Origin of the sequence: Alteromonas sp. CNT1-28, from assembly GCF_022348345.1 — a bacterium.
Taxonomy (GTDB): domain Bacteria; phylum Pseudomonadota; class Gammaproteobacteria; order Enterobacterales; family Alteromonadaceae; genus Alteromonas; species Alteromonas macleodii.
Genome location: NZ_JAKREZ010000003.1, coordinates 15,125 through 38,477 on the forward strand (window position 1 = coordinate 15,125; position 23,353 = coordinate 38,477).

21 protein-coding genes are annotated in these 23,353 nt (G+C 45.7%); 11 read left to right on the plus strand and 10 right to left on the minus strand.

Annotation, left to right across the window (positions count from 1 at the left end; genetic code table 11):
- Nucleotides 1–122 precede the first annotated feature (122 nt).
- The 5 genes from MHN02_RS02810 (at nucleotide 123) to fdhD (ending at nucleotide 4,382) form a co-directional block, all read left to right on the plus strand.
- A complete protein-coding gene (locus tag MHN02_RS02810; RefSeq protein WP_014976306.1) occupies nucleotides 123–674 on the plus strand; it encodes a DUF2058 domain-containing protein in 552 nt (183 codons plus the stop codon).
- A gap of 347 nt (nucleotides 675–1,021) precedes the next feature.
- Complete coding sequence (locus tag MHN02_RS02815) at nucleotides 1,022–1,861, plus strand: leishmanolysin-related zinc metalloendopeptidase (protein ID WP_239244447.1); 840 nt, start codon at nucleotides 1,022–1,024, stop codon at nucleotides 1,859–1,861.
- 206 nt (nucleotides 1,862–2,067) lie between these two features.
- Entirely contained in the window at nucleotides 2,068–2,979 is a 912-nt protein-coding gene (locus tag MHN02_RS02820; RefSeq protein WP_239244449.1) for a LysR family transcriptional regulator, read from the plus strand.
- Entirely contained in the window at nucleotides 2,972–3,610 is a 639-nt protein-coding gene (locus tag MHN02_RS02825) for a molybdenum cofactor guanylyltransferase (RefSeq protein WP_239244451.1), read from the plus strand. The genes MHN02_RS02820 and MHN02_RS02825 overlap by 8 nt, the downstream gene beginning before the upstream one ends.
- Complete coding sequence (gene fdhD, locus MHN02_RS02830; protein WP_239244453.1) at nucleotides 3,600–4,382, plus strand: formate dehydrogenase accessory sulfurtransferase FdhD; 783 nt, start codon at nucleotides 3,600–3,602, stop codon at nucleotides 4,380–4,382. The genes MHN02_RS02825 and fdhD overlap by 11 nt, the downstream gene beginning before the upstream one ends.
- Nucleotides 4,383–4,447: 65 nt before the next feature.
- Here fdhD and MHN02_RS02835 read toward each other — a convergent pair whose 3' ends face one another.
- The 4 genes from MHN02_RS02835 to MHN02_RS02850 all read right to left on the minus strand — a co-directional run bounded on the left by MHN02_RS02835 (nucleotide 4,448) and on the right by MHN02_RS02850 (nucleotide 9,128).
- On the minus strand, nucleotides 4,448–6,772 hold the full coding sequence (locus tag MHN02_RS02835) for an FdhF/YdeP family oxidoreductase (protein WP_239244455.1): 2,325 nt from the start codon (nucleotides 6,770–6,772) through the stop codon (nucleotides 4,448–4,450).
- Between the two features lie 142 nt (nucleotides 6,773–6,914).
- Nucleotides 6,915–7,925: a pyridoxamine 5'-phosphate oxidase family protein gene (locus tag MHN02_RS02840; RefSeq protein WP_239244457.1), complete on the minus strand. Its 1,011-nt coding sequence runs from the start codon at nucleotides 7,923–7,925 to the stop codon at nucleotides 6,915–6,917.
- An 11-nt stretch (nucleotides 7,926–7,936) separates the two neighbouring features.
- Nucleotides 7,937–8,614: a glutathione binding-like protein gene (locus tag MHN02_RS02845; RefSeq protein ID WP_239244459.1), complete on the minus strand. Its 678-nt coding sequence runs from the start codon at nucleotides 8,612–8,614 to the stop codon at nucleotides 7,937–7,939.
- Nucleotides 8,615–8,666: 52 nt separating this feature from the next.
- Nucleotides 8,667–9,128 carry a nuclear transport factor 2 family protein gene (locus tag MHN02_RS02850; RefSeq protein WP_239244461.1) on the minus strand — a complete coding sequence of 154 codons (462 nt, stop codon included), beginning with the start codon at nucleotides 9,126–9,128 and terminating at the stop codon, nucleotides 8,667–8,669.
- A 144-nt stretch (nucleotides 9,129–9,272) separates the two neighbouring features.
- Between MHN02_RS02850 and MHN02_RS02855 the strand changes: the two genes are divergently transcribed.
- The gene (locus MHN02_RS02855; protein ID WP_239244463.1) at nucleotides 9,273–10,181 is read left to right on the plus strand and encodes a LysR family transcriptional regulator; all 909 of its coding nucleotides are present in this window, start codon (nucleotides 9,273–9,275) and stop codon (nucleotides 10,179–10,181) included.
- Between the two features lie 224 nt (nucleotides 10,182–10,405).
- Entirely contained in the window at nucleotides 10,406–10,870 is a 465-nt protein-coding gene (locus MHN02_RS02860) for a GNAT family N-acetyltransferase (protein WP_239244465.1), read from the plus strand.
- A gap of 132 nt (nucleotides 10,871–11,002) precedes the next feature.
- On the opposite strand, the gene MHN02_RS02865 is transcribed toward MHN02_RS02860, so the two are convergent.
- From MHN02_RS02865 to rne, 5 genes are all read right to left on the minus strand, one after another.
- Nucleotides 11,003–11,830 (minus strand): haloacid dehalogenase type II, encoded by an 828-nt coding sequence (locus MHN02_RS02865; RefSeq protein WP_239244467.1) that lies wholly within the window; start codon nucleotides 11,828–11,830, stop codon nucleotides 11,003–11,005.
- An 83-nt stretch (nucleotides 11,831–11,913) separates the two neighbouring features.
- Complete coding sequence (locus MHN02_RS02870) at nucleotides 11,914–12,591, minus strand: response regulator transcription factor (RefSeq protein ID WP_014949203.1); 678 nt, start codon at nucleotides 12,589–12,591, stop codon at nucleotides 11,914–11,916.
- 300 nt (nucleotides 12,592–12,891) lie between these two features.
- On the minus strand, nucleotides 12,892–14,463 hold the full coding sequence (locus MHN02_RS02875; RefSeq protein ID WP_239244469.1) for a HAMP domain-containing sensor histidine kinase: 1,572 nt from the start codon (nucleotides 14,461–14,463) through the stop codon (nucleotides 12,892–12,894).
- A gap of 208 nt (nucleotides 14,464–14,671) precedes the next feature.
- Entirely contained in the window at nucleotides 14,672–15,814 is a 1,143-nt protein-coding gene (locus MHN02_RS02880; protein ID WP_239244471.1) for an ecdysteroid 22-kinase family protein, read from the minus strand.
- A gap of 106 nt (nucleotides 15,815–15,920) precedes the next feature.
- Nucleotides 15,921–19,325 (minus strand): ribonuclease E, encoded by a 3,405-nt coding sequence (rne, locus tag MHN02_RS02885; protein WP_239244473.1) that lies wholly within the window; start codon nucleotides 19,323–19,325, stop codon nucleotides 15,921–15,923.
- Nucleotides 19,326–20,166: 841 nt separating this feature from the next.
- Here rne and rluC point away from each other — a divergent pair.
- Together rluC and MHN02_RS02895 are read left to right on the plus strand one after the other, a co-directional pair.
- Nucleotides 20,167–21,108 (plus strand): 23S rRNA pseudouridine(955/2504/2580) synthase RluC, encoded by a 942-nt coding sequence (rluC, locus tag MHN02_RS02890; RefSeq protein WP_239244475.1) that lies wholly within the window; start codon nucleotides 20,167–20,169, stop codon nucleotides 21,106–21,108.
- 3 nt (nucleotides 21,109–21,111) lie between these two features.
- Nucleotides 21,112–21,819, plus strand: coding sequence for an HAD-IA family hydrolase (locus tag MHN02_RS02895; protein ID WP_239244477.1), 708 nt, complete (start codon nucleotides 21,112–21,114; stop codon nucleotides 21,817–21,819).
- Nucleotides 21,820–21,870: 51 nt separating this feature from the next.
- Here the strand turns inward: MHN02_RS02895 and MHN02_RS02900 are convergent, their stop codons facing one another.
- Complete coding sequence (locus MHN02_RS02900) at nucleotides 21,871–22,491, minus strand: nucleoside triphosphate pyrophosphatase (protein ID WP_239241643.1); 621 nt, start codon at nucleotides 22,489–22,491, stop codon at nucleotides 21,871–21,873.
- 153 nt (nucleotides 22,492–22,644) lie between these two features.
- On the opposite strand from MHN02_RS02900, the gene yceD reads away from it, so the two are divergent.
- Both yceD and rpmF read left to right on the plus strand, forming a co-directional pair.
- Complete coding sequence (gene yceD, locus MHN02_RS02905; protein WP_014976324.1) at nucleotides 22,645–23,178, plus strand: 23S rRNA accumulation protein YceD; 534 nt, start codon at nucleotides 22,645–22,647, stop codon at nucleotides 23,176–23,178.
- Nucleotides 23,179–23,181: 3 nt separating this feature from the next.
- Nucleotides 23,182–23,352, plus strand: coding sequence for a 50S ribosomal protein L32 (gene rpmF / locus MHN02_RS02910; protein WP_012518206.1), 171 nt, complete (start codon nucleotides 23,182–23,184; stop codon nucleotides 23,350–23,352).
- The last annotated feature ends 1 nt before the right edge of the window (nucleotide 23,353 follow it).

Below are 23,353 nucleotides of genomic sequence, written 5' to 3' on the forward strand. Positions count from 1 at the left end.
AGGTAAAAATAGACCTTTAATTGAAATTCACAAGCCCGGCATTGCTCGGGCTTGTTACGTAGTTAAAAGACGGTAAACGTCTGCAAAGCGTATCAATAGAAACAGAGTAACAGAGAGTAATTATGGCCTCCTTACAAGACCAACTACTGAAAGCCGGTTTGGCCGATAAAGCGTCTGCAAAGCAAGCGCGTGCAGATAAACGCAAAAAACAAAAGCAAAAGAATAAGCAAAAACAACCTGTCGTTGATGAAGCGACTATTGCTGCTCAACAAGCAGCTGAAGAGAAAAAAGCGCGCTCACGTGAGCTAAACCAGCTTCAACAGCAGGAGCGAGAGAAGCGCTCAATTATTGCGCAGGTAAGGCAGCTTATTACTGTAAACAAACAACCGCGCAATGGCGAAACCTTACTTAACTTTACACACGATAACGTAGTAAAGCGTCTGTATGTGAGTGAAGAGATGCACAAGCAAGTGACAAAAGGTCGTTTGGCTGTTGTATTGTTAGATGACGCTTATGAACTAGTACCAGCCCCCGTTGCTGACAAAATTGCGCAGCGCGACGAGGCTTCAGTTATTTACCGTGCTGATTTAGATAAGAGCGGAGCCGATGGTAAAGATGAAGAAGAAGATGATTGGTACGCCGATTATGAAATTCCAGATGATTTAACCTGGTAGGCCCTCTAATTCATTCTCGCAGCCGCGCTCTGTATCACAGAGTGTGGTAAGCGGGAAGGTAGACGTAAAAAAGTTTCAATAATTCGCCCCCTCCCAATACGTCATTGTGCCATTGGCGAACGACTTACCACTAAAAATTCTCTGTTAAAAAATTCAACACGTTGATCTTTAGTAATTTTTACTTTTGCCGTTAACAAGCAATCTTTCTCATAACTACTTACGGTTTTCTCTACTATAGTTCTTTTAGTTCTTACCCTGTTGAGCTTTGAAATACAGCAAAGGTAAACAGGCCTACGTTACTAATTTTATTTGCATCGAACGTTTTTTCTTAGTTTTGGAGGGGTGCTATGGGTGTCTCAATTAAAGGGTTCTTCAGTGTTGTGCTGTCGTTCTGTGTGTCTTTTTCAGCAAATGCAGGACTATTCAAAATTTCTATTAACGATCTTGGAGGTTTAACACCTTCACAATCCAGCGTTTTTGATGATGCAATCGCTTATTGGGAGTCTTACCTGATAGGCGTTCAAAGCGAGTTTAATCACAATATTGTTATAGATGCGAGTGGCGTTGCACTTGATGGTGTGGGTGGCGTATTGGGTAGTGCTGGCCCAACGGGTATCACTCAGCTACCAGACAGCACTTTTGTTTATGCAAATAAAGGCCGAATGCGTTTTGATACGGCAGACCTTGCTAGCTTAGAAAGTCGCGGTACGCTTTTTGATGTCATCGTCCACGAGATGGCCCATGTAATTGGATTTGGAACATTGTGGACGACCGACTTTTTTATTGCGGGCAGCCAATCTAACTACGCCAGCGGTTCAGGGCGTTACACCGGAGAGTACGCTTTGGAAATTTATCGCCGGGAGTTTGTTGAAAACGCCACATTTATTCCTGTAGAACTGGGGGGAGGAGCCGGCACTGCCAACAGTCACTGGGACGAACCTTGGCCTGGTGGTTCATCAGACCTTATGACAGGGTATTTGGGGCCATATCCAATTTCGTTAAGTGATACCACTGTAGCGTCGTTTGCTGATATTGGCTATTTGACTACGGTTACTCATGCAGTAAGTGAAGCCGCAACGGTATGGCTACTTCTATTTTCAATGGGACTTGTTGTAAGAAGGCACCATCAAAGGTCAACAGGCGCTAGTGCACGTCGTCTACAAATTTTTCAGGCCATGTCGGTCTAGCAGCGTTGCAGCGCTTGCGCAGAACAAAATGCTAAATCTATGCTGGGCGAATAATCTTGATTGATAGTTTCTATCAATCAGTATGTGCACATATTTTTGGGATTTTTGGCTTATTCTAAAAACATGCGTTTAATGTACTTACAAGTCAAGCGTTCCATTGGTAGAATCATGATAGAAGCTATCTATCATGATTAAGGTATTGGTCTTTGGATATTCGTCAGCTCCGGTTTCTGGTCGCGTTAGATGAGACGCAGCACTTCGGTAAAGCGGCTAAGTCGTGCAATGTTACACAACCCACGCTTTCTTCACGCCTTCATAATTTAGAAGATGAGCTTGGCATTCAGTTGGTGGCTCGCAACCACAGATTCCAAGGCTTTACGCCGGAAGGTGAAAGAATTTTGGCATGGGCAAGGAATATCTTAGCGGCGTGTGACGGATTACAAGCGGAAGCTGCATCGTGCAAAGGTGCCTTAGTTGGCCGACTTCGGATTGGTGCCGTTCCTCTAGCGAGTGTCGATCCTATCGACATTATTGACACCCTCTCAAAACAGCACAGTGCACTACAGTTTTCCTTACAAACACATAGCAGTGAGTATATCGTTAACGCGCTACACGGTAACGAGCTTGACTTGGGTCTTTGTTACCTTGAAGGCATGAGCGCGCAACACTTCCATATTTTGCCGTTTAAAGCTACACCAATGGTGTTGCTGTATCACCCTAATCATTACTGCTTTGAGCAAGATACCCTAAGCTGGCAGTCTCTTTCATCACTGCCACTTGGGTTATTAACACCTTCAATGCACTTTAGGCAGTCAATCACGTTAAACATGGCAAATGTGGGCGTGAACAATGAGCCTGTTATTGAATCAGACTCGGTTCATTGTTTACTGCAAGCAGTGAAAAAGGGGATGTGTTGTACGATCCTTCCAACGAACGTCGCAAAGGCCAATGATGATTTAGGACTCGCCTATGTTACTGTTGACGATGGTAAAATCATTTCGCCTCTAGGGCTTATCATGCGAAAAGGCGAGCCCAGTTCTCCCATCGCCAAGCAATGCTTTGAGTTTTTAAAAGGATATGAGGAGATTTTCAATAAAGGAGGCATATGCAGTGAGTAAAGTGAATACGACACTCATCGGTTTAGTGCTTGCGGGTGGTCAATCGCGTAGAATGGGGCAAGATAAAGCACTTATGCGTTATCAGGGCCGTACTCTCATCGATAATGCTTCGTTACTTTTACAGTCTGCGAGTTGCGATAAAGTGTTAATTAGCCGCAACGCGCCAGGCTTTTTGAATGACAAAATTGAAGATGCAGGTCCGCTTAGCGGAGTACATGCTGTTTTAGACGCACTATCCCAATCTGATAATCACAATGGCAATCCTTGTGAACTACTTGTTCTTCCCGTTGACATGCCGCAGATGACGCCCGAGCTTTTGAGAATATTAGTTTCGCGAGGGCGAGAGGCTGAAAAGGCATGTTATGTGGAAAAACGCTTTTTGCCTTTCTACTTACCCGTTACGCAGAAGACCAAAGCCCTCTTAGCCAACTATCTAGTTGAGCAAAGTAAAAGACGAGTGGTAGGATTTTTAGAAATTCTCAATGCAGTTTCTCTTAAAGAAGGCGACCTCAAAAGAACAGCGCGTAAAGAAGAAAGCGATAACAAAAAGCGTCTCGCAAATATGTCGAATGAAGATGGCGTAGAGTGGTTGAATGTGAATATTCCAGGTGATTGGCCACATGAAAAGTAACACTGAACAGCACGCATTGGTTTTAGATGCTGCACCCTATACTCAAAAGTTTGCCCTTGCCGAAGAAGTCGCTTTAAGCATTAGTTATAACGGTATTAATTATGCCGTAATGCTGATAACGCCAAACGACATTGAAGATTTCATTGTGGGCTTCAGTTTAAGTAACGACATTATCGAACATCCCCGCCAGCTTTACGGTATTGAGTTGACGCATCACAAAGAACACATCAATGCGGAAGTTGAAATTGCCAATCAGGCGTTCTGGAAGTTAAAGGAAAATAAACGGCAATTGGCGGGGGCGTCGGGCTGTGGGCTCTGCGGTGTTGAGGCATTAGACAACGCTTTGCCTCAATTGACGTCTATTGGTGTATCGCCTTTGCCTGATGTGAGTTGGTTTAAAGGATTGCGAAGCCTTATATCTAATGCGCAAGCATTAGCTCAGCAGAGCGGTGCAGTGCATGGAGCGCTCTACATTGATGCTAAGCGCAATGTGCTGGCATGCCGAGAAGATATAGGAAGGCATAATGCTTTTGATAAATTAATTGGTGCTATCGCCACCCAAAAGCTCTTTCAACCTGAAGGTATTGTTGTGCTTACAAGCCGCTGCAGTTTAGAGTTGGTTCAAAAAGCGATAAGAGCTAAATTACCTTTGGTAGTAACGCTATCTGCTCCTACAGCCTTATCAGTAAAGTGGGCAAGCCGTTATGGTCTCACCCTGATCCATGTACCTAAGTATGACCCTCCAAGAGCTTACGCATCGCAAGAAAAGTAGTGCGCAACGAACCAGTTAGAAACAAAGGGCCTGTACTGATAAGTACTGGATAAGCAAAGAAAAAATTACACCGCAGAGACTGCTATTCGGCCATCTGATTCAGATTTCGAAAGTTTGATCGCGATAAATTTCGATGTTGGTGTGAACGTGCCATCACCGTAACTTTCTAGTGGTACTAACGGATTGGTTTCGGGGTAATATGCTGCTGCTTGACCTTGCGGGATGTCGTAAGCCACCAACATAAACTGTTTAACTTGGCGTGTTTTGCCGTCGTTCCACATTGACGTAATGTCGACTCTATCGCCATCGTTAAAACCCAGCTTCTTAATGTCACGCTCATTGACAAACAGAACGTCCCGCGCGCCAAACACGTTTCTGTATCGGTCATCCATACCATAGATAGTTGTGTTGTACTGATCATGAGAGCGCAGTGTTTGTAAAATGAGGTCCGGCTCTTCACCTTTCGCAACGAGGTCAGCATTTAACAGTGAATCAGGCAGGGCGTTAGCAGCAAACTCGGCTTTGCCCGATGGTGTTAACCAGCGTCTCTCACCTGCTGCATTACCTAAATGAAAACCACCTGGTTGAGCGAGTTTGGTGTTAAAGTCTTTAAAACCGTCTATGGTGTCGGCAATGAGCTCACGAATATTGTCGTAATCGCTTATTAAGAAGTCCCAGTCTACCGGCGTGTTGCCTAACGTCGCCTTCGCGATACCAGCAATAATAGCGGGTTCAGAGCGAAGTTCGGGCGAGCTTGGCGGAAGTTGGCCATAAGAAATATGGACCATAGAAAACGTATCTTCCACAGTCACGCCTTGTTGCCCGCTAGCCTGCATGTCAATTTCAGTACGTCCCAAGCAAGGCAAAATAAGGGCGTCTTTACCTGTTGTCAGGTGAGAGCGATTTAACTTGGTGGCGATATGAACGGTTAAATCGCACTTTGACAACGCGGCATGAGTACGCGGGGTATCCGGCGTAGCCTGTGCGAAGTTCCCGCCCAATCCAATAAACACTTTGGCCTCACCTTTCTCCATTGCTTGAATAGCTTGTATGGTGTTGTGACCCCTTTCTCTTGGTACCGCAAAATTAAACTTACTTTCCAGCGCGTCGAGTAATGCTTTCGGCGGTACTTCATTGATACCTACGGTTCTATCACCTTGCACATTGCTATGACCTCTAACAGGTGACAGCCCTGCACCAGGCTTGCCCACGTTTCCTCGTAGTAGTTGAACGTTCACTATTTCCTGAACCGTAGCTACTGAGTGCTTGTGCTGGGTGATCCCCATTGCCCAACACATGATCACCCGTTCTCCACGTTTGTACATGGTTGCCGCGTGACGTATTTCGTCTTTTGATAAACCGCTCTGCGCTTCAATATACTCCCAGCTCGTCGCTTCAACAGTACTCAAATAGTCGTCGATTCCATTGGTATGTGTGTTAATAAAGTCGTGGTCGAATACGGGAGGAGCATTATTTGCTTTGGCTTCTTGTTCCCAAGTTAACAGCCATTTTGCGATGCCGCGCATAACCGCCATGTCACCACCAAGAGCAGGCCTAAAATAGGCGGTATTAGTTGGCTCAGAGCCATTGGTTAGCATTTCAACGGGATGCTGCGGGTTTTGAAATCGTTCAAGTCCACGCTCTTTTAACGGGTTGAAGCATACCACTTGCGCCCCTCTTCGTACTGCTTCGCGAAGAGGTTCTAGCATGCGAGGGTGGTTAGTTCCCGGATTTTGGCCGATAACAAAAATGGTGTCTGCTTTTGCAAAATCATTGAACGTAACTGTACCTTTGCCCACGCCTATCGTAGGTTTCATACCTTGCCCCGACGCTTCGTGGCACATATTTGAACAATCGGGAAAATTATTTGTGCCAAATGCGCGCACGAATAACTGATATAAATAGGCGGCTTCGTTACTCGCCCGCCCGGAGGTATAAAACTCCGCCTGATGAGGGGAATCTAAACCCTTCAAGTGTTTGGCAATAAGTGCGAAGGCATCGTCCCATGATACTGGTTGGTAATGGTCTGCTTGAGCATTGTAGCGCATAGGGTGGGTGAGTCTCCCTTGTGACTCAAGCCAGTAGTCGGTGTGCTTTTTCAGTGAGTCGACCGAATACTTTGAGAAAAATGTTGGGTCTACATAGCGACCGGTAGACTCCCAGTTCACTGCTTTAGCACCATTTTCACAAAACTTCACTAAACCACTTTCTGGTGATTCACCCCACGCACAGCCTGGGCAGTCAAAGCCTTTGTCTTGGTTCGTCTTGAGCATGGCTCGTAGATTCTTAAGTGGCTTTTCGCTTTGGATCCAGCTCTGGGTTACACTCTTAAGTGCTCCCCATCCGCCAGCGGGTTTGTTGTACGTTTTGATGTTACGCTTATCACTCATGTTCTGCCCCTGTGTCTACGCGGGCATTTGCCCTTGTCTACAAAACCTAACCAAGACTTTTTGTCTAAACAGCGTAACCATTCTGATTACGGTATTCCAATTGATTACGCTAACTAGATGATAGGGTTCATCAATTAACCGCTTATTTCCAGTCGCCTGTCTTTAGTGCATAGGGTGACATGTCTGTGATCTCATGGGAGTAAGGATACACAGCCGAAATATGTGTTACCGAGAGTACCGAAAGAGACACAAAGCGCTCTGCACCTTCAAATGCGGTTATATTCGATTCTAGGGATTTGATACTCGCCTTTGTTTTAATAAACAGAAGGTCGCCTGTTTCATTATCCCAAAAACATAGACCGACGCGTGGGTCTAGTAGGATGTTGCCCAAGGTATTAAAGAATTTATTACCGCTAAAATCGGGAAAGATTAACGAATTCCCTTCCACTTTAACAAAGCCTGCTTTGCCCCCCCTGTGAGAAACGTCTAGCCCTTCATTCGCTGCATGGCCTAAAGATTTATGTCGTGAGGCAATAAAAAACGTCTCAGCCCTTGATATTAGCGAGCGTGCGCTTGGGGTGAGCACATTCGATGTTGAAGTCATCAATGTAGAATCACCGGCACCTACTGTGTTTTTCATTGGGGCAGTCTGAACGGCACGTTGTTTTTTGACTGTGGTTCGTTTGTGAATGTATTGGGGGCAGTTACCGAAACTTTGATCTACCAATACCGTAAGGTTTTCATTCGTTGCGTGACTTATCGTACCGTTCAACCGATTTCTTCGCCTTGTAGCGTATTCAATGCCGACAATTCCAATTTTGCTGCCTGAAGTCACGTCGAGGTTTAACGAGTGTTGCATCATATTCCAAACTTCTAATGGTAGGCTAAAGCGCAATTGGGTAGCAGAGGGACTTTCTATGAAATCTCCTTCTCCCCAAACAGGCGTGGCTACAGGGTGGCCTTTTTCGTCTACCAAGGCGAAAACAGTGAACGGACTGGATGTAAAGAACTGCCTGTGTTGTTCCGGCATAAAACTACGGATAAAACCATTCGTCCGCTCACCGATTTCCCTGTCAATTCCCAGCTTTTTTTGTAGTGCAATTTCGCCTTGATGAAACGCTGGGTTCAAGGATGACAGCTTAGGTAGCGACATAACGACCTCAATTAACTATGCGGACTGGTATTGCGCTCTGGTGCGATGTCTGACGCTGGCATTGGGACAAAATTATCCAGACTCTCAACCTCATTTATCCAGGCATTGATAAGAGGAAACTTGGACAGCGATATTCCTCCTTCAGGGGCATGAGCTATATACGAATACATAGCGATGTCTGCTGCGGTAACGTGTTCGCCAACCAAAAAAGAACTTACCGTGTTTTCTAGATGAGCCTCCATGTTTGCAAGTAACGTCTCACTGGTGGCTAGTACGGTGGGCACATGAATAGTTGCTCCAAATACGTATTCTAATCGCGCGGCGGCTGGCCCTTTAGCAAGTTCCCCCGCTGAGACTGATAGCCAGCGTTGAATTAGCGCTTTTTCTTTGGCGTCCTTTCCTAGCCAATAGTCACTGTCTGCGTATGCGTGGATCAAATAAACCAGAATGGCATTGGAGTCAGCCAAAGTGATATCACCGTCTGTTATCACGGGGACTTGTTTAAACACGTTAAGTGAGCTGAAGCGTTCACTCTTGTGCTCGCCTTTGGCCATGTCAGGCTCAACGGTTGTGAAAGGGATGGCATTCAGTGTCATAAACAATGAAACTTTGTGACAGTGGCCAGATTTAGGGTTTTGAATCAAAACAATAGGGCTTTTGGGCAACGTATTGTTTGTTGGGTTTGTCATAAATTCATCCTCTCAATAGAAATGGTTTGTTGGGTGTTATTATCAACATTGTTTACAGCTCAAGCTCGGACAGAGTGGGAAAATCGTCAGGGCGTCGTTCGCCATCCCACGTGAACTTTCGGTCACTTTCTGAAATAGGATGTTCGTTGATACTGGCAATACGTTTTTCCATTAGGCCATCAAGGTTGAACTGCCAATTTTCATTACCGTAAGCTCTATACCATTGACCAGAATCGTCCTTGTACTCGTATGCAAAGCGCACTGCTATGCGGTTTGCGTTGAACGCCCATAACTCTTTTACTAATTTATAGTTGAGCTCTTTGTTCCACTTTCTCGTCAAAAAACTCACTATGTGAGCACGCCCTTCAATAAATTCTGCTCGGTTGCGCCAATGGCAGTCAAAGGTATAAGCACCTGCAACTTTTACCGCATCTTTGGTGTTCCATGCGTCTTCAGCAAGGCGCACTTTTTGCGCTGCGGTTTCAGGTGAAAAGGGGGGAAGCGGTGGTCTCATAAATAACTCCTGTAGGCATTGGGCTGTAATGTAAAAACGTTAAGCTGAACGAAAACGTGTAAAAGCTGATAGCGATATTAGAACTTTCCTTTTATTTAATAATTAGCTATTTTGGAAATTTATAATTTCATTGAGTGAAATAATATGGACAAGCTTTTGTGCATGAGAGTGTTTGCAGAGGCTGCTAAGTCGGGAAGCTTTGTAGGAGCTGCAGACGCGATGTCGATGTCAGCGCCTGCGGTTACTCGGTGTATTGCACATTTAGAGGCACAGTTAAATACTCGACTTTTTCATCGCACAACGCGGCAAGTGAAATTGAGTGAGGTTGGTGAACATTACCTTATTCATGTTTCACGTATACTGGCAGATATTGAGCAAAGTGAAGCTGCTGTGTCTGGCATTGATTTAGTGCCCAGAGGTGAGCTTAATATCACGGCACCCATTTTGTTCGGCGAACGTTATGTAACGCCAATAATATCCCAATTCCTTAAGGACTATCCCGACATTAGGGTTAACGGGCATTTTCACGACGATGTGGTGAATCTAATTGATAGCAATATGGATGTAGCAATACGTATAGGTAACCCGAAAGACTCCTCGCTTTACGGTGTTACGGTAGGATACGTACGGCGTGTAACCTGTGCGGCGCCTAGCTACTTGGCGAGTAGCCCGGCCATAAAAAAGCCAGAAGATTTAAAACGGCATAGTGTGCTTTATCCGACGCGCTTTAACGAGCCAGCGGTATGGACGTATCACAAAAACGGCAGACCTATTGCCATTAAGCTCACACCTCGTTTTCAATCCAACCAAAACAGAGCGGCTATTAACGCCGCCATTGCAGGCGTTGGGGTTGTTCGGTTGATGTCCTATCAGGTTGCTGAAGCACTTAGAGGTGGTGATTTGGTAAGTTTGTTGGAAGATGTGGAAGACAAAAAGTTGCCTATACAGGTGGTAAGTGTTGAAGGGCGTAAGAACCTTACTAAGGTTAAAATGTTCATTGACTATGTCAAGGCAGGCTTGACGAACAACGAGTATCTTAACCCTAGGGCTTGAATAATCCAGAGTATCTTGACCTACGCGTGTGGTGCTCAGGCTGTAGCATAAGTTGTGAGTAAAATGGGTTGCGTTACACTAAACCGATCGTTATCGTCGCAGAGATTTTAAAGTTAGTATTTTAAAATTGGCATCTTAAAATTTGTATTTTGACATCTAAAACTTTAACAGGATCTGTTAAAGGCGCTACTCAAACGTTAATAATAAAAAATCATCGAGGCAACATGGTTTCCTGGCAATCACTTACATTTAATGAACTGACTAATCATAAACTCTTCGACTTGCTCAAGCTGCGTGTCGATGTTTTTGTCGTTGAGCAAAACTGTGCCTATCCGGAGCTTGACGAAAAAGACCGCCATCCAAAAACTCATCATTTAATGGGGTTTCAAGATAACAAATTGGTAGCGTGTGCACGATTACTTGGCGAAGGGGTAAGTTATCCATCGGTGAGTATCGGTCGAGTAGCTACCAGCGAAGCTTTCAGAGGTAAAGGGGCGGGCAGAGCACTTATGCGTGAAGCCATTGATCATTGTGAGGCGTTATGGCCAGGCTGTGATATTGAAATTGGCGCGCAAGAGTATTTAAAACGGTTTTATGAAGGTTTTGGGTTTGAAGCCACCTCGACTATGTACTTGGAAGACGATATTCCTCACATCGATATGAAAAGAGCAGGCACGGCAACAGCGTAGCTCAGCGCCTAGCTCAAAATATTGGTTGGCATGACCTTTTAAGGCCCAAGCGTTTAACCTAATAATTATGTTTACCCGTGCCAACCGATAAGCTGTGCTTTTATGTGCACCTAGATACCATAACCCTAACGCTTATTTGGCATCGGGTAATTGGGAGACTAATTCATCTAGTCCGCTTACCACCGTGTCAGGCGCTATTGCTAACGGGTAAAGTACCTTACCGGGGCGTGCAATGAACGCGGCTTGCCAGCCTGCCTGTTTAGCACCAGCAATATCCCAACCGTGTGCCGCCACTAACATAGCGTCTTCTGCTGCTATACCCATTTTTTCAATAGCCCACTCATACGTGTGAGTATCGGGCTTATATAAGTTAATGTCTTCAACACTTAGTCGCTCGTCGAAATAAGACAAAAGATCAGCATTCTTAAATTGAGTATAAACGCCTTGATTAGACGAGTTGGTAAGGCTTACTAGTTTATAACCCTTGTTTTTAAGTGCCTGTAAGCCATTGCGCACGTCAGGATGGGGTGGTAGGCTTCGCAAAGGCGTGACAATTGCCGTTTTCGCTTGCGCTTTGGTCAATTCAATATCTTCAATTTCAGCGACCATCAGCAAGGAGGCTACGCCAATTTCTCCAAAGGTATGAAAGCGGCCAGTCGTTGAATCAACCAGTGAATGATGCAGCATAGTAGAGAACCACAGTGGCAACAAATCATCTCGACCGCCCAAGGCTTCGCCTACCGAGCTGCGCATGGCGGTGAGGTCTAGCAAGGTCTCATTAACATCGAAAAAGATAACCTTTGGTGCTCGCAATTCCCGTGCAGACATTGCTGTATTCTTATCAGGCTGCGCGGCATCTCTGGTGACTGTCTGAGCGAAGACTGGTGATGACAATAGACTAATGCCTACAGCGGTTGCGCAACATAGCCTTGAGAGTAATGAAAAAGGTGAGCGAGCCATAATTATCCTTTATATAAATTTTGAACGAGTGTTCAAATTAGGCAGGATAACATATGAATGCAATAGCTAACGAGACGAAACGACTATTTTCTGGTGGTCAACCGATAGCCGTTGCCTCTCAGAGTTTCAATAAATATGGCATCACTGCTGTGAAGCTTTTGTCGCAGCCTACTGATATACACATCAACAACATTAGTTAGCGGATCGCTGTGACTTCGCCATACTCGACTTAATATGCGTTCTCGAGACAGCACTTTCTCAGCATTTTCTGCGAAGTAGTAGAGCATGTCGTATTCTAGTTTGGTGAGTGAAATCTCTTCCCCAGACAATGTCGCAATACGTGACTCGTCATCGATGTTTAACGGTCCGATGGTGAGGCCTAATTGGGTAACCGGTGTATTCGTCACTCTTCGGCTTAAGGCCGTTATGCGCGCAAGTAGTTCGTCAAAGTCAAATGGCTTGCACAAATAGTCATCCGCGCCTTGTTTTAAACCGTTCACGCGCTCGCGTACTTCGTCCACCGCGGTTAGCAACAAAACCATAGGGGCATGGGGAAGCGACTTGATTGCGGGCAGCAGCTCTACGCTATCTTCATCACCAAACATGCGATCAAGTACAATAATAGCAGGGGCTTCATGACGAATGCGCGTGACTAAGTTGTGTAATGCCGACTCTTCGATGCACTCAAAACCTTCAGCGCTTAAGCCTCGTGATAGAAAGCGTAGCAAGGGGGCTTCGTCATCAGCAATAAGAATTTTCATTGTTGTTATGATCCTAGTCGTTCGATGTTACTTAACGGTTGTTATTGGGGCCTGTTGACCGTTGGTGTACGAATTTTGGTCTAAATGGAAGCCTTTTAATCGCGAAACAGTCCTGCAAGCCTAGTGGGCTAAGTTAAAGGACTGTGACAAAGAGTAAAAGGCTTCCATAACGACCCCTTCGGGCAGCGCCTTTGTGCCATCTAAACTGCGTTGAATGTTTTCGATTTAGAACCACTAAACTTTCAAACATTCGCCTTGTCTAGATGGCACACAGACCGCTGCAAAAATGTACAGCAACGGTCAACAGGCCCTAGTCGCGTGGTCTTGTAACACCGGCAGCGTCAACGTGAACTGCGAGCCTTCACCTAATGTGGAATGCGCACTCAATGTACCGCGGTGGGCTTCTGCTATCGCTTTAGCGATAGACAAACCTAGCCCCATTCCATTGCCTTTGCGCTTTAACCTAACGAAGCGTTCAAAAACGTGCTGCAAATCACTTGAAGAAATGCCTTCACCGCTATCAATGACCGATACATTAATATTCGGGCCTTCGCTCTCAACGCGCAGCACAATGGGCGTATCGGGATAAGAATATTTGTGCGCGTTTTCGATAAGGATGGTCAGTACCTGCGCAATTCTGTCTTTGTCGATGAGCACTTGGACCTCATTATTGGCAAGCCATTTAAGATCTAAGTCTCTTGGCTTTGTAAGCTTTTGCCATAACGCCATATTTTGTGTTAGCAGGTTATGTAAGTCAGATTTAACCAGATCTACAGTAAATTCGTGCATCTCGGCACGCGCTAGCAGCAGCAAATCATCAACCAACTTACTTAAATTCACGGCTTGCTCAAGTATGGTTTCTAGCGTTTCTTTATAAATCTCGTTGCTAGCCGCAGCCTGCCTAAGGGTTACCTGCGCTTCGCCGCGAATAATGGTTAACGGCGTGCGCAATTCGTGACTTACATCAGCCATAAATTGTCGGCGTTTTGCGTCCAGCTGAGTGAGTTTGTTGTTGGCTTCTTTTAACGCCCGGGTTCGGCTCTCCACTTCAAACTCTAAGTGCTTACGATGGGCATCAGCCTGGTCTTCGTGTTCTTGTAGTCGCGCTATCATCGAATTTAGTGCTTTGACCAAGTCAGTAAATTCGCTATCCAGGGTTTCAGGCAATCGATAGTGATAGTTTCCCGAGGCAATGGCATCGGTACCCGTGCGAATAACTGTAAGCGGCTGATACAGGGCATTGAATAGCCAATAACAACCCAGCAGAATGAAAGGACAGGTGATAAGGCCTAAACTGATAGTAAACCACACAATGCTGCTGTTTAGCGTTTCAATGCTAGCGTTAATGCGCGATACAACGCCTGTCTGGCGGTTTACTGCAGAGTTGATGGCCTCCCTAAACTGGTTGTCGATAGTTACTTCTAGTAGTGTTTGAAGGCGCTGCTGTTGATTAAGTGGAGTACTGTCGTTACTTAGCGCAATAGCTCTAAACTCTTCCACAATGCCTTGAATCAGCGCTTCAAGTTCATCGGTATCTTCAACACTTCCTAGTGTTGCCTCAAGACCTAGTGCTTCGCGTTGGGCAAGCTCCAGAGATTTTATACGGTTCAACGAGTTTTCTATTTGTTGTTGCTTGTTTCTCACTTTCGCTTGGTTCGCATTCTTGCCAAAAATAAGCTCATCGGTTAGCTGTTTGAAAAGCCTGTAGGAAATACTTGATAACTGCTGGTGCTCTGACAGCAGGGATTGAGCGAGTTGAGCTTGCGCTAAGTTAGTGCGCGTTAAATGCGCAGATATGGCTGCACTGGCTAAAGCAATCAACAGAATAAAAGTGGAAAGTAGCCCAAAAAGGTAGAGTTTACGTTTGTACATTGGCAACAGCGTTATGCTTATTTATCACTATATACGCTAAATGTAATTTAATGGTGCAGTTTCACGGCGATAAAATAGTAAGTCTGAGCAGATGGGCTACCAGCGACATGTCGCCTGAATTGGTGTAAAAATAGAACGTAAAAAGGGCGCGAGAGAGAGGAGAAAAGTACGTTCATAAAAGTCGTGATCACTATGAAAACGTAAACGTTTAAGCCGAGCGCTCAAGAATAGACAAGGCAATATCTGTTTGATATTGGAGCTCTTCATCTATTTTCCAGTGTTCGGGGCTCCAACCCGCTAAGAACCGATAAAAGTCAGCGCAGGCGAAGGGGTACAGGCACTTCCATTCAGCAATGATAAGCGCAATATCAGCACGCTTGAAACAAGCCGAACTATCATTGTTAGCCAATCGAGTGTGTAGCGCATCTTCGAGCGCTTGAAAGTAGGTATTGAGCAGTGCGTCACGATGCTTCATGTGGGTTTGGGTTGATAGCGCACTGCCCAAAAAATACGCCACGTCCTTTATGCCTGCGCCATAACCCACGTACTGAAAGTCGACAGCTGCACAGTCAGAAAAATCTTCGGTAAAACAAAAGTTAGCCACTTTAGCATCGCCGTGCACCAAAGTGTGATAGTGAGCGTCGCCTAACGTGGTAGATATATCGACAGCATGTTGCTTTAGTAATCCATCCGACATGGCGTTGAACTCATCTTCACGGGTTGCCAAGTGCCAATAAGTGCCTTCAGGCCATAATTGTAAACTTCGGCTATCAAATTCATCTCTCACATTAACAAAGCGTGCATGAAAGTTGGCAAGCCATTTTAGAACAGTGATGCATTGCGCAGCGGTAAGTGAAGAGGCCGTGCGAGAATAGCCACTGTGTGCTAAGTCTTCCATAACAAGAAGGGAGGCTTCGCCCTGTTGGCTGTGCCCTAAACATTTAGCTGTACGGCACGACGCATCAGTTTGGACTTGAACATCGCTATAAAAACAGTTCTCTACCTCAAAAGACTGGCACTTACGGTTGTGGCTAGCTTCGCCATTCCAGCCTTTAGGGTGTGAGAGCCTGTGTGGCGGAGTGGCACATTTCACGACTACTTTTAGCGCTGCTTCGTCTCCACCTTGTTGCGCGCCAAGTGGGTTTTGTTGAGCTTGGTGATACTGACTTTCTTGGAAAGGGCTTCTCTCGTCGTGATTCTTTGAAAACCTATTATTAGGATAGCCCAAAGTGGCACGAAAGCACGCTCCGTAGCCACTCCAAAGAGGTTGAATCATTTGTGTGTCTAATACTTGCGCGTTACATACTTGGCTTAACCAATCTATATACTGCTGGTTTACCGTATCTGACATTTTATTCTCAACTCGGACTCGATGTTAAACGTACACTAACAAACAAAAAAGCCGCTCGAAAGCGGCTTTTACATCAATTAGCTAGTAGCGCATTAGCGACTGAAAATTATTCAGCCACTGCTGCTACTTCGGCAACGTCATCTACCGACTGAGGAAGCGTTGTTACTGCTGATGCACGTGACGTTACGTGCGACATCGCTGCAGTTTTACCCGATACTGTCAGTGCAGGTCGTGTGTCGTCAGCTTTAGCGGTAAGCGCTACATCAACAAATGCGTCGTTTACTGCTGCAGGCAATGCCATAGGGTGCGATGCACCACGCTTTCCTTTGCCACTCGCTGCTAGGCTCGAAGAAGGCGCTGCTGTTGTTTCAGCTTCTTCTTTAGCCGCTGGCGTATCTGCTTTCGCCTCTTGTACCTGTGCTTCTGGTTCTGCAACTACAGGCGCGTCAGCCAAGTTTATTTCAACTTGCTCTGGCGATGCTGCTGCTTCATCTTTAGCTTCTGGCGCCGTATCAGCTTGCGTTGTTTTAGCTTCAACTGCCGGTTCCGCTTGTGCTGCCGGAGCTGTTTCTTCAACGTTGCTTTCTTGCACTGAAGTTTGAGCTTCTTTGGCAGGTTTAGCTTCAGTTGTCGTGTTATCGTCTGCTGACGTTACTTCATCAGTTGAGTCTACAGCTTCCGAAGGTTTATCGTTCGCTGACGGCTCTGCATCCGCTGAAGGCTCTGCATCCGCTGAAGGCTCTTTACCCGCTGAAGGCTCTTTACCCGCTAAAGGCTCTGCATCAAACTGAAGTTCGTCCTGAACGGCTTCAACGTCAAGCTTTGCTTTCTCTTGCTTAGAAACAGGTTGCTCTTCAGCTGGCGCTAGTTGCCCAGGCTCTTTTGCTTGTGTTTCTTCGATAACAGGTGCATCTGTCTTAGCTGTCGCTTCAACTTCTGCTTCTGGCTGCTGCGGTGACAACTCACCAGGCTGTTTAGCTTGCGTGTCTGAATCGTCAACTTGCTGCGACTCTTTCTTACGACGTTGACCAGCCGCACGAACGTGACGTGGAGAGCGGCGTGAACGGCCACGGCCTTCACGTTTTTGACCATGCTCTTCACTGTTAGCGTCGGTATTCGCATCAGTGCCGTCAACGGCATCACTAGTTACCGCTGATGAGTCATCTTCACCCTTAACAGCATCCGATACTGGCTTCGCTTCAGCAGGTTTATCCGCTGGCTTTTGCGCGGCTTTGACTGCTGGCTTTTGCTCATCCTTCTTCTGTTCAGCAGTGTTTTCAACCGGTGACTCTGCTTTCGACGCTTTAGGCTTGGTGTCAGCTTTAGCTTTGTGCTGCACTGGCGCTTCTTTGGCTACTGGTGTGGTCTGCGCTTCGCTTTGTTCAGCAGTATTCACCGCGTTGTCATCTTTCTTCACACGAACGCTGCGGCGTTTATCACGGCGTTTTCTACGTTCAGCAACTTCACGCTTCTTCTGCGCTTGGTTTTCTTGCTGCTCGCCATCTTGCTTTTCGTGCTTAGGCTTTTGTTGCTCATCGCGAGGTTGTTGTGCCTTACGAGGCTTACGACCTTTGTTATTGCGCTTATCATCTTGATCTTGGCGCTGGTCTCGCTGCTGATCGCCGCGCGGTTTGCGATTATCCTGCTGCTCACCATCGCGGTTTTGGTCTTTACCTTGAGACTGATTGCCACGACGATTGTTCTTATTGCGCGGCTTGCGGCGACGGTCGTCATTATTGCGGCTGCGGTTGTTTCTATTTTTATTACCAGACTGTGGCTTCTTGTCTTTATTGGTTTCTTCTTCGCTTTCGCTACCGAATAAATCACTAATCCACTTGCCAAATCGGGCAAACAGTGAAGGCACATCGTCGGCTTTCTTTGCTGCTTCTTCTTTTGGCGCAACTACAGGTGCAGCCGTTGGCGCAACAAGGCCCTTCAGTGCTGGCTCTTCGCGCTTAACCGGTGCTGAAGTCGTCATTTCCGTCTCAGCTTCTACCGCAGGCATTAACTCTACGTCGTAACTCGCTTCAGATATAACGTCATCTGGACGTCTGCGTAATACCTGGTAGTGCGGTGTATCTAGGTTCGCATTAGGAATAAGTAGCAAGTCAACACCGTGGCGCTTTTCTAGAAGCTGAATAGACTTACGCTTTTCGTTAAGTAAATACGTCGCAACTGGAACAGGCAACTGTGCTTCAATTTGCCCTGTGTTTTCTTTAATACTCTCTTCTTCCAAAATACGAAGAATAGACAGTGCCAAAGACTCAGTGCCACGAATGGTACCGTGACCAGAACAGCGAGGACAAACGTGATGCGCTGATTCGCCTAAAGAGGGGCGTAAACGCTGGCGAGACATTTCCAAAAGGCCAAAGCGAGAAATACGACCCAATTGTACTCGTGCTCTGTCGCTTCTCACCGCGTCTTTCATGCGGTTTTCAACTTCACGTTGGTGACGTACTGGGGTCATATCAATGAAGTCAATTACAACCAATCCACCTAGGTCACGAAGACGCAGTTGACGGGCAATCTCGTCTGCCGCTTCTAGGTTTGTGTTAAGCGCTGTCTCTTCAATGTCACCACCCTTTGTTGCACGGGCAGAGTTAATATCTATAGAGGTTAGTGCTTCTGTTGGGTCGATAACAATTGAGCCGCCAGAAGGCAAACGCACTTCGCGTTGGAATGCAGACTCAATTTGGCTTTCGATTTGGTAGTGACTAAATAACGGCACTTCACCACGATAGAGCTTTACGCGGTTTGCAAAATCAGGGCGCACTAATTGAATGTGCTGTAAAGCTTGCTCATAAATACTGGTTTTATCGATAAGGATTTCGCCAATATCGCGACGTAGGTAGTCGCGGATAGCACGAACAATTACGTTACTTTCCTGGTGAATCAAGAAAGGGGCTTCACGTTCTTCAGCAACGCTAGAGATAGCTTCCCAATGGGTAAGCAAGACTTTTAAATCCCATTCTAGCTCTTCGTAAGATTTGCCAACGCCCGCAGTGCGAACAATCAAACCCATACCTTCAGGAAGGTCTAATTTGCTTAGTGACTCTTTAAGCTCTGTACGCTCGTCGCCCTCTATTCGGCGTGAAATACCGCCAGCGCGAGGGTTGTTTGGCATAAGTACTAGGTAACTGCCTGCAAGCGATAAGAATGTAGTTAATGCAGCGCCTTTTTGGCCGCGCTCTTCTTTATCAATTTGAACAATTACTTCTTGGCCTTCTTTAATCACATCTTTGATGTTAGGGCGGCCTTCGAATTTGTAACCTTTAGGGAAGTAAGTGCGGGCAATTTCTTTGAGGGGTAGGAAGCCATGGCGCTCTGCACCGTAGTCAACAAAAGCAGCTTCTAAGCTGGGTTCAACGCGGGTAATTTTACCTTTGTAGATATTCGCTTTTTTCTGCTCGTGTCCTGGACTTTCTATATCTAAATCATACAACCGTTGCCCATCGACAAGAGCAACGCGCAACTCTTCTTGCTGAGTTGCATTAATTAACATTCTTTTCATTGTATCTAACTCTGTTTTCGTACAGCCGTTAAGACACAAAATTAAAGTGACATGTGCAAACCCTCACCGCGCAACCTCACGGCTGGACGGGGACCTTGTTGTAACGTCGCATTATCCCTGGTGGGTAAACATTCACGCGAATAAACAAGCGCCTTTATCTTAAGCGCAAATCCATACGACCGTGAATTGACACGTATAATCGTACAGATGCATTCATGTTCACACTGCTTTAAGGATGTCGGGAGCGACTAGCCCTTATTACTCATTTCATTTTTTCAAGCGGCATCATTTTTGCCACTCAATTGTCATTTAATTCTGTTAGCTAAACGGCAAACTTATTTTATGTTCGCAAGCATGGCCTCGCTTTTTACGGCAGTGTAGTCGTTGCCTCTCTCGCGGGGTCGGTATGAATGTGTTATTTCATCGAACACTTATCATTGCTGATGTCACCGACGCTCAAACCATGCTTTTATCATTTACAAGTTAAAACAACACACTCAGATGCGTGCTGATTTTCGGTCTTGTTGTTGTTTTTATAACGCTGTGTTTCACATTGTTAAAGTGCGGCAACGAAATGCCTGTTCCACACCTTTCTTTTTACGTGAATTTAATCGTGTTAAAAACATCGATAATTATCGCACTAAAAGTCAAATTTTAGCAAGGAAAGCGAATGAATAAATCCTATAAATTGAGATGTTAAATACAGAAAACATGCGCTTTGGATAAAAAGTATGCGCAAAGGTGGGTTTTCTAAGTCCTAGCTAAGCGCTGATATAATAATTATTTAGTAAAACGTAACTTTCAGTATGTTGGGCACTTTGCAATAGGGTATAATGCCCCTATGAAAGAAGAAGCTCCCCAAAAAGTACGTTTTGTAACGGTTGAAGCCGACTTAGCTGGTCAACGTATCGATAATTTTTTGCGCACCCAGCTAAAAGGTGTGCCGAAAAGCATGATTTATCGCATTTTACGCAAAGGTGAAGTGCGGGTGAATAAAGGTCGTGTTAAGCCTGAATATAAGTTACAAGCCGACGATTTAATCAGAATTCCACCGGTTCGCGTGTCGGAAGGTGCGCCTGCGCCATCGCCAAAGCTCGATAAAATTGCATCATTAGAGTCGCATATCCTTTTCGAGGACGACCGTATACTTGTTATCAATAAGCCATCGGGAATGGCAGTTCACGGAGGAAGTGGCTTAAGCTTTGGTCTAATCGAAGGCTTCAGAGCCTTGCGTCCCGATGCCAAATTTATGGAATTGGTACATCGACTAGACCGTGACACGTCGGGCTGTATTTTAATTGCTAAAAAACGTTCTGCCCTTCGCCACATGCATGAGCAGCTTCGCACGGGTAAAATGGACAAGCGATATAATGCCCTAGTTGCAGGTGAGTGGCCTAAAACTCGATTTAAAGTTAAAGCGCCGCTTCGTAAAAATGTGCTGCAATCGGGTGAGCGCATGGTAAGTGTAAGCGACGATGGTAAACCGTCAGAAACTCGCTATCGCATATTAGAGGAATACGCAGGTGCAACCTTGGTTGAAGCGTCGCCTATTACAGGTAGAACCCACCAAATTCGCGTTCACTGTTTGCATGCGGGTCATCCTATTGCTTGTGACCCAAAATACGGTGATACGGATTTCGACGCGGCAATGCGCCAAAAAGGGCTGAACAGACTGTTCCTTCACGCTCGCAGTATTTCACTGCTGCACCCAGCGACTGAAGAGCGCGTCACATTTACCGCGCCATTAGACGACACTCTCTCAAATACACTTAAAACGCTGTAAGTTATGCCTTCAAAAAAACAGGCTGTGGAAACACAGCCTTTCATTTCGTTAGATAAAACACTGCCTAAGTACAAACTTGTTATCTTCGATTGGGATGGCACGCTCATGGATTCGGCGGCAAAAATTGTTAGCTGCATGCAGCTTGCCGCAAAACAATGTGATATGCCTGTTCCTACGTACGATGAAGTAGGTCACATTATTGGTATAAGTTTAAAGCCTGCCATTAAACAGCTTTTTAATATCAAAGACGATGAGTTAGCCGAACGTTTAGTCGCCGCCTATAAAAAGGCATTTGTCACTCGCGATACAACGCCGTGTCCTTTGTTTGATGGCGTTGAACAGTTACTTAGCAATTTGAAAAAAGCGGGATGCACATTAGCCGTTGCGACAGGTAAAGCGCGCCGCGGTCTTGATCGAGCGTGGGCACAAACAGGAACGGGACCTTTCTTTAGTGCGTCACGTACCGCCGATGAGGCAGAATCCAAGCCTTCTCCCGACATGTTGCTACAGTTACTTGATGAACTTAGTGTAAAAATAGAAGACGCCGTTATGATTGGTGACACAACCTACGACATGCAAATGGCGAAAACGATTGGTATGGATAGGATAGGTGTGTCATATGGCGTTCACGCGCAGGTTCATTTAGAAGCGTTGTTACCTGTTGCACTTGTACACTCTATAAGTGAACTAGAAACAGCGCTATTCAAATAGCGCTGGTTTGTAGCACTGCTTTGATACAACTGCTCTGACAGAATTAGTGGCTTACTGTGCAGCCATTGCTAATAAATCGACATCGAAGTGTGCGCCCAGTAATTCATTTAGCAGCATTATCGGAAGACCGATTAAACTGTTAGGGTCGCGGCTTTCTATTTTATCGAACAGTAATACACCCAAACCTTCGCTTTTAAAACTGCCGGCGCAATCAAGTGGTTGCTCTTTATCTACATAGGCGCGAATGGCAGTTTCACTGTTATGGCGAAAGAAAACGCGTGTTTCATCTACCTGTGTTATCGTTTTATTGGCACTAGGTTGGTGAAGGCAAAGTGCAGTATAAAATGACACTTGCTTACCTTGGCATGCCATTAGCTGGTTTACTGCATTTTCAAACGTGCCAGGCTTGCCAAGTAGCTGCGGGCCCGCATCGGTTTGGACCAAAGCTACTTGATCACTACCTATAATAATGGTGTCGTTATTTACCTTTTCTAATTCAGCGGCAACCTTGTGCGCCTTTTGTTCGGCTAAACGTAAACTCAATGCAGTAGGGCTTTCGTTTGCAAAGGGCGTTTCGTCAATATCTGGTGCGTGGGTGTCTACCTGAATACCAATGTTGGCGAGCAACATTTTTCGGTATTGCGATGATGAGGCAAGAACAAGGGAGGCCACAATTACTCCTTTTATAAAATCAATATGTTGCGTACTTTCAGTTAGTAGTACAATGTTACATTATCACTGCGTACCACATACAGCGTTTTATTGTAGGTTAAAACGCAATTTTGCTTTGACAGGAAGGGGTTGACCCTATATCATGCGCGCCCTATGCAGAAAGTGAAACTCCCTCATTCGGTTGAACCGACTAAAAGTGCCATGAAACGTTCCGATTACCGGGGCGTGATTGCGTCTAAAGATATGGAACGATTGAGTGAAGCAGTTGTCCGATGCAATGACTATGTGGACGCAGAAGTACAGTTCGAAAAAGACGCGCAGGGTCTTACTGTCTTTCACGGCCATCTAGCCACGCAGGTAACACTTATCTGTCAAAGGTGTAATGGTGAACTCGATTATCCCGTGGAAGCGGAATTCTGTTTTACTCCAGTGCAGGGAGAAGAACAGGAAAGCGATGACATCATTCCCGAGGCTTACGAACCGGTAGAGGTCAACGACCACGGAGAAGTTAATCTGCTTCAAATATTTGAAGACGAGCTACTGTTATCTTTGCCAATTGTGCCCCTTCATGCAGAGTCGGAGTGTACAGTGAAGCAGGACGATATGTCGTTTGGAAAGATTGAACCGGAACAAGAGCGACAAAACCCTTTCGCGGTTTTGAAAGAACTTAAGCGAGACCAGGAGTAAGTTATGGCAGTACAACAAAATCGTAAAACGCGTTCTAAGCGCGGTATGCGTCGCTCACACGATGCATTGACAGGCGCGACTTTGTCTGTCGATTCAACGTCGGGCGAAACTCACCGTCGTCACCACGTGACCGCTGACGGTTATTACAAAGGCAAGAAAGTAATCGGCGCGTAAT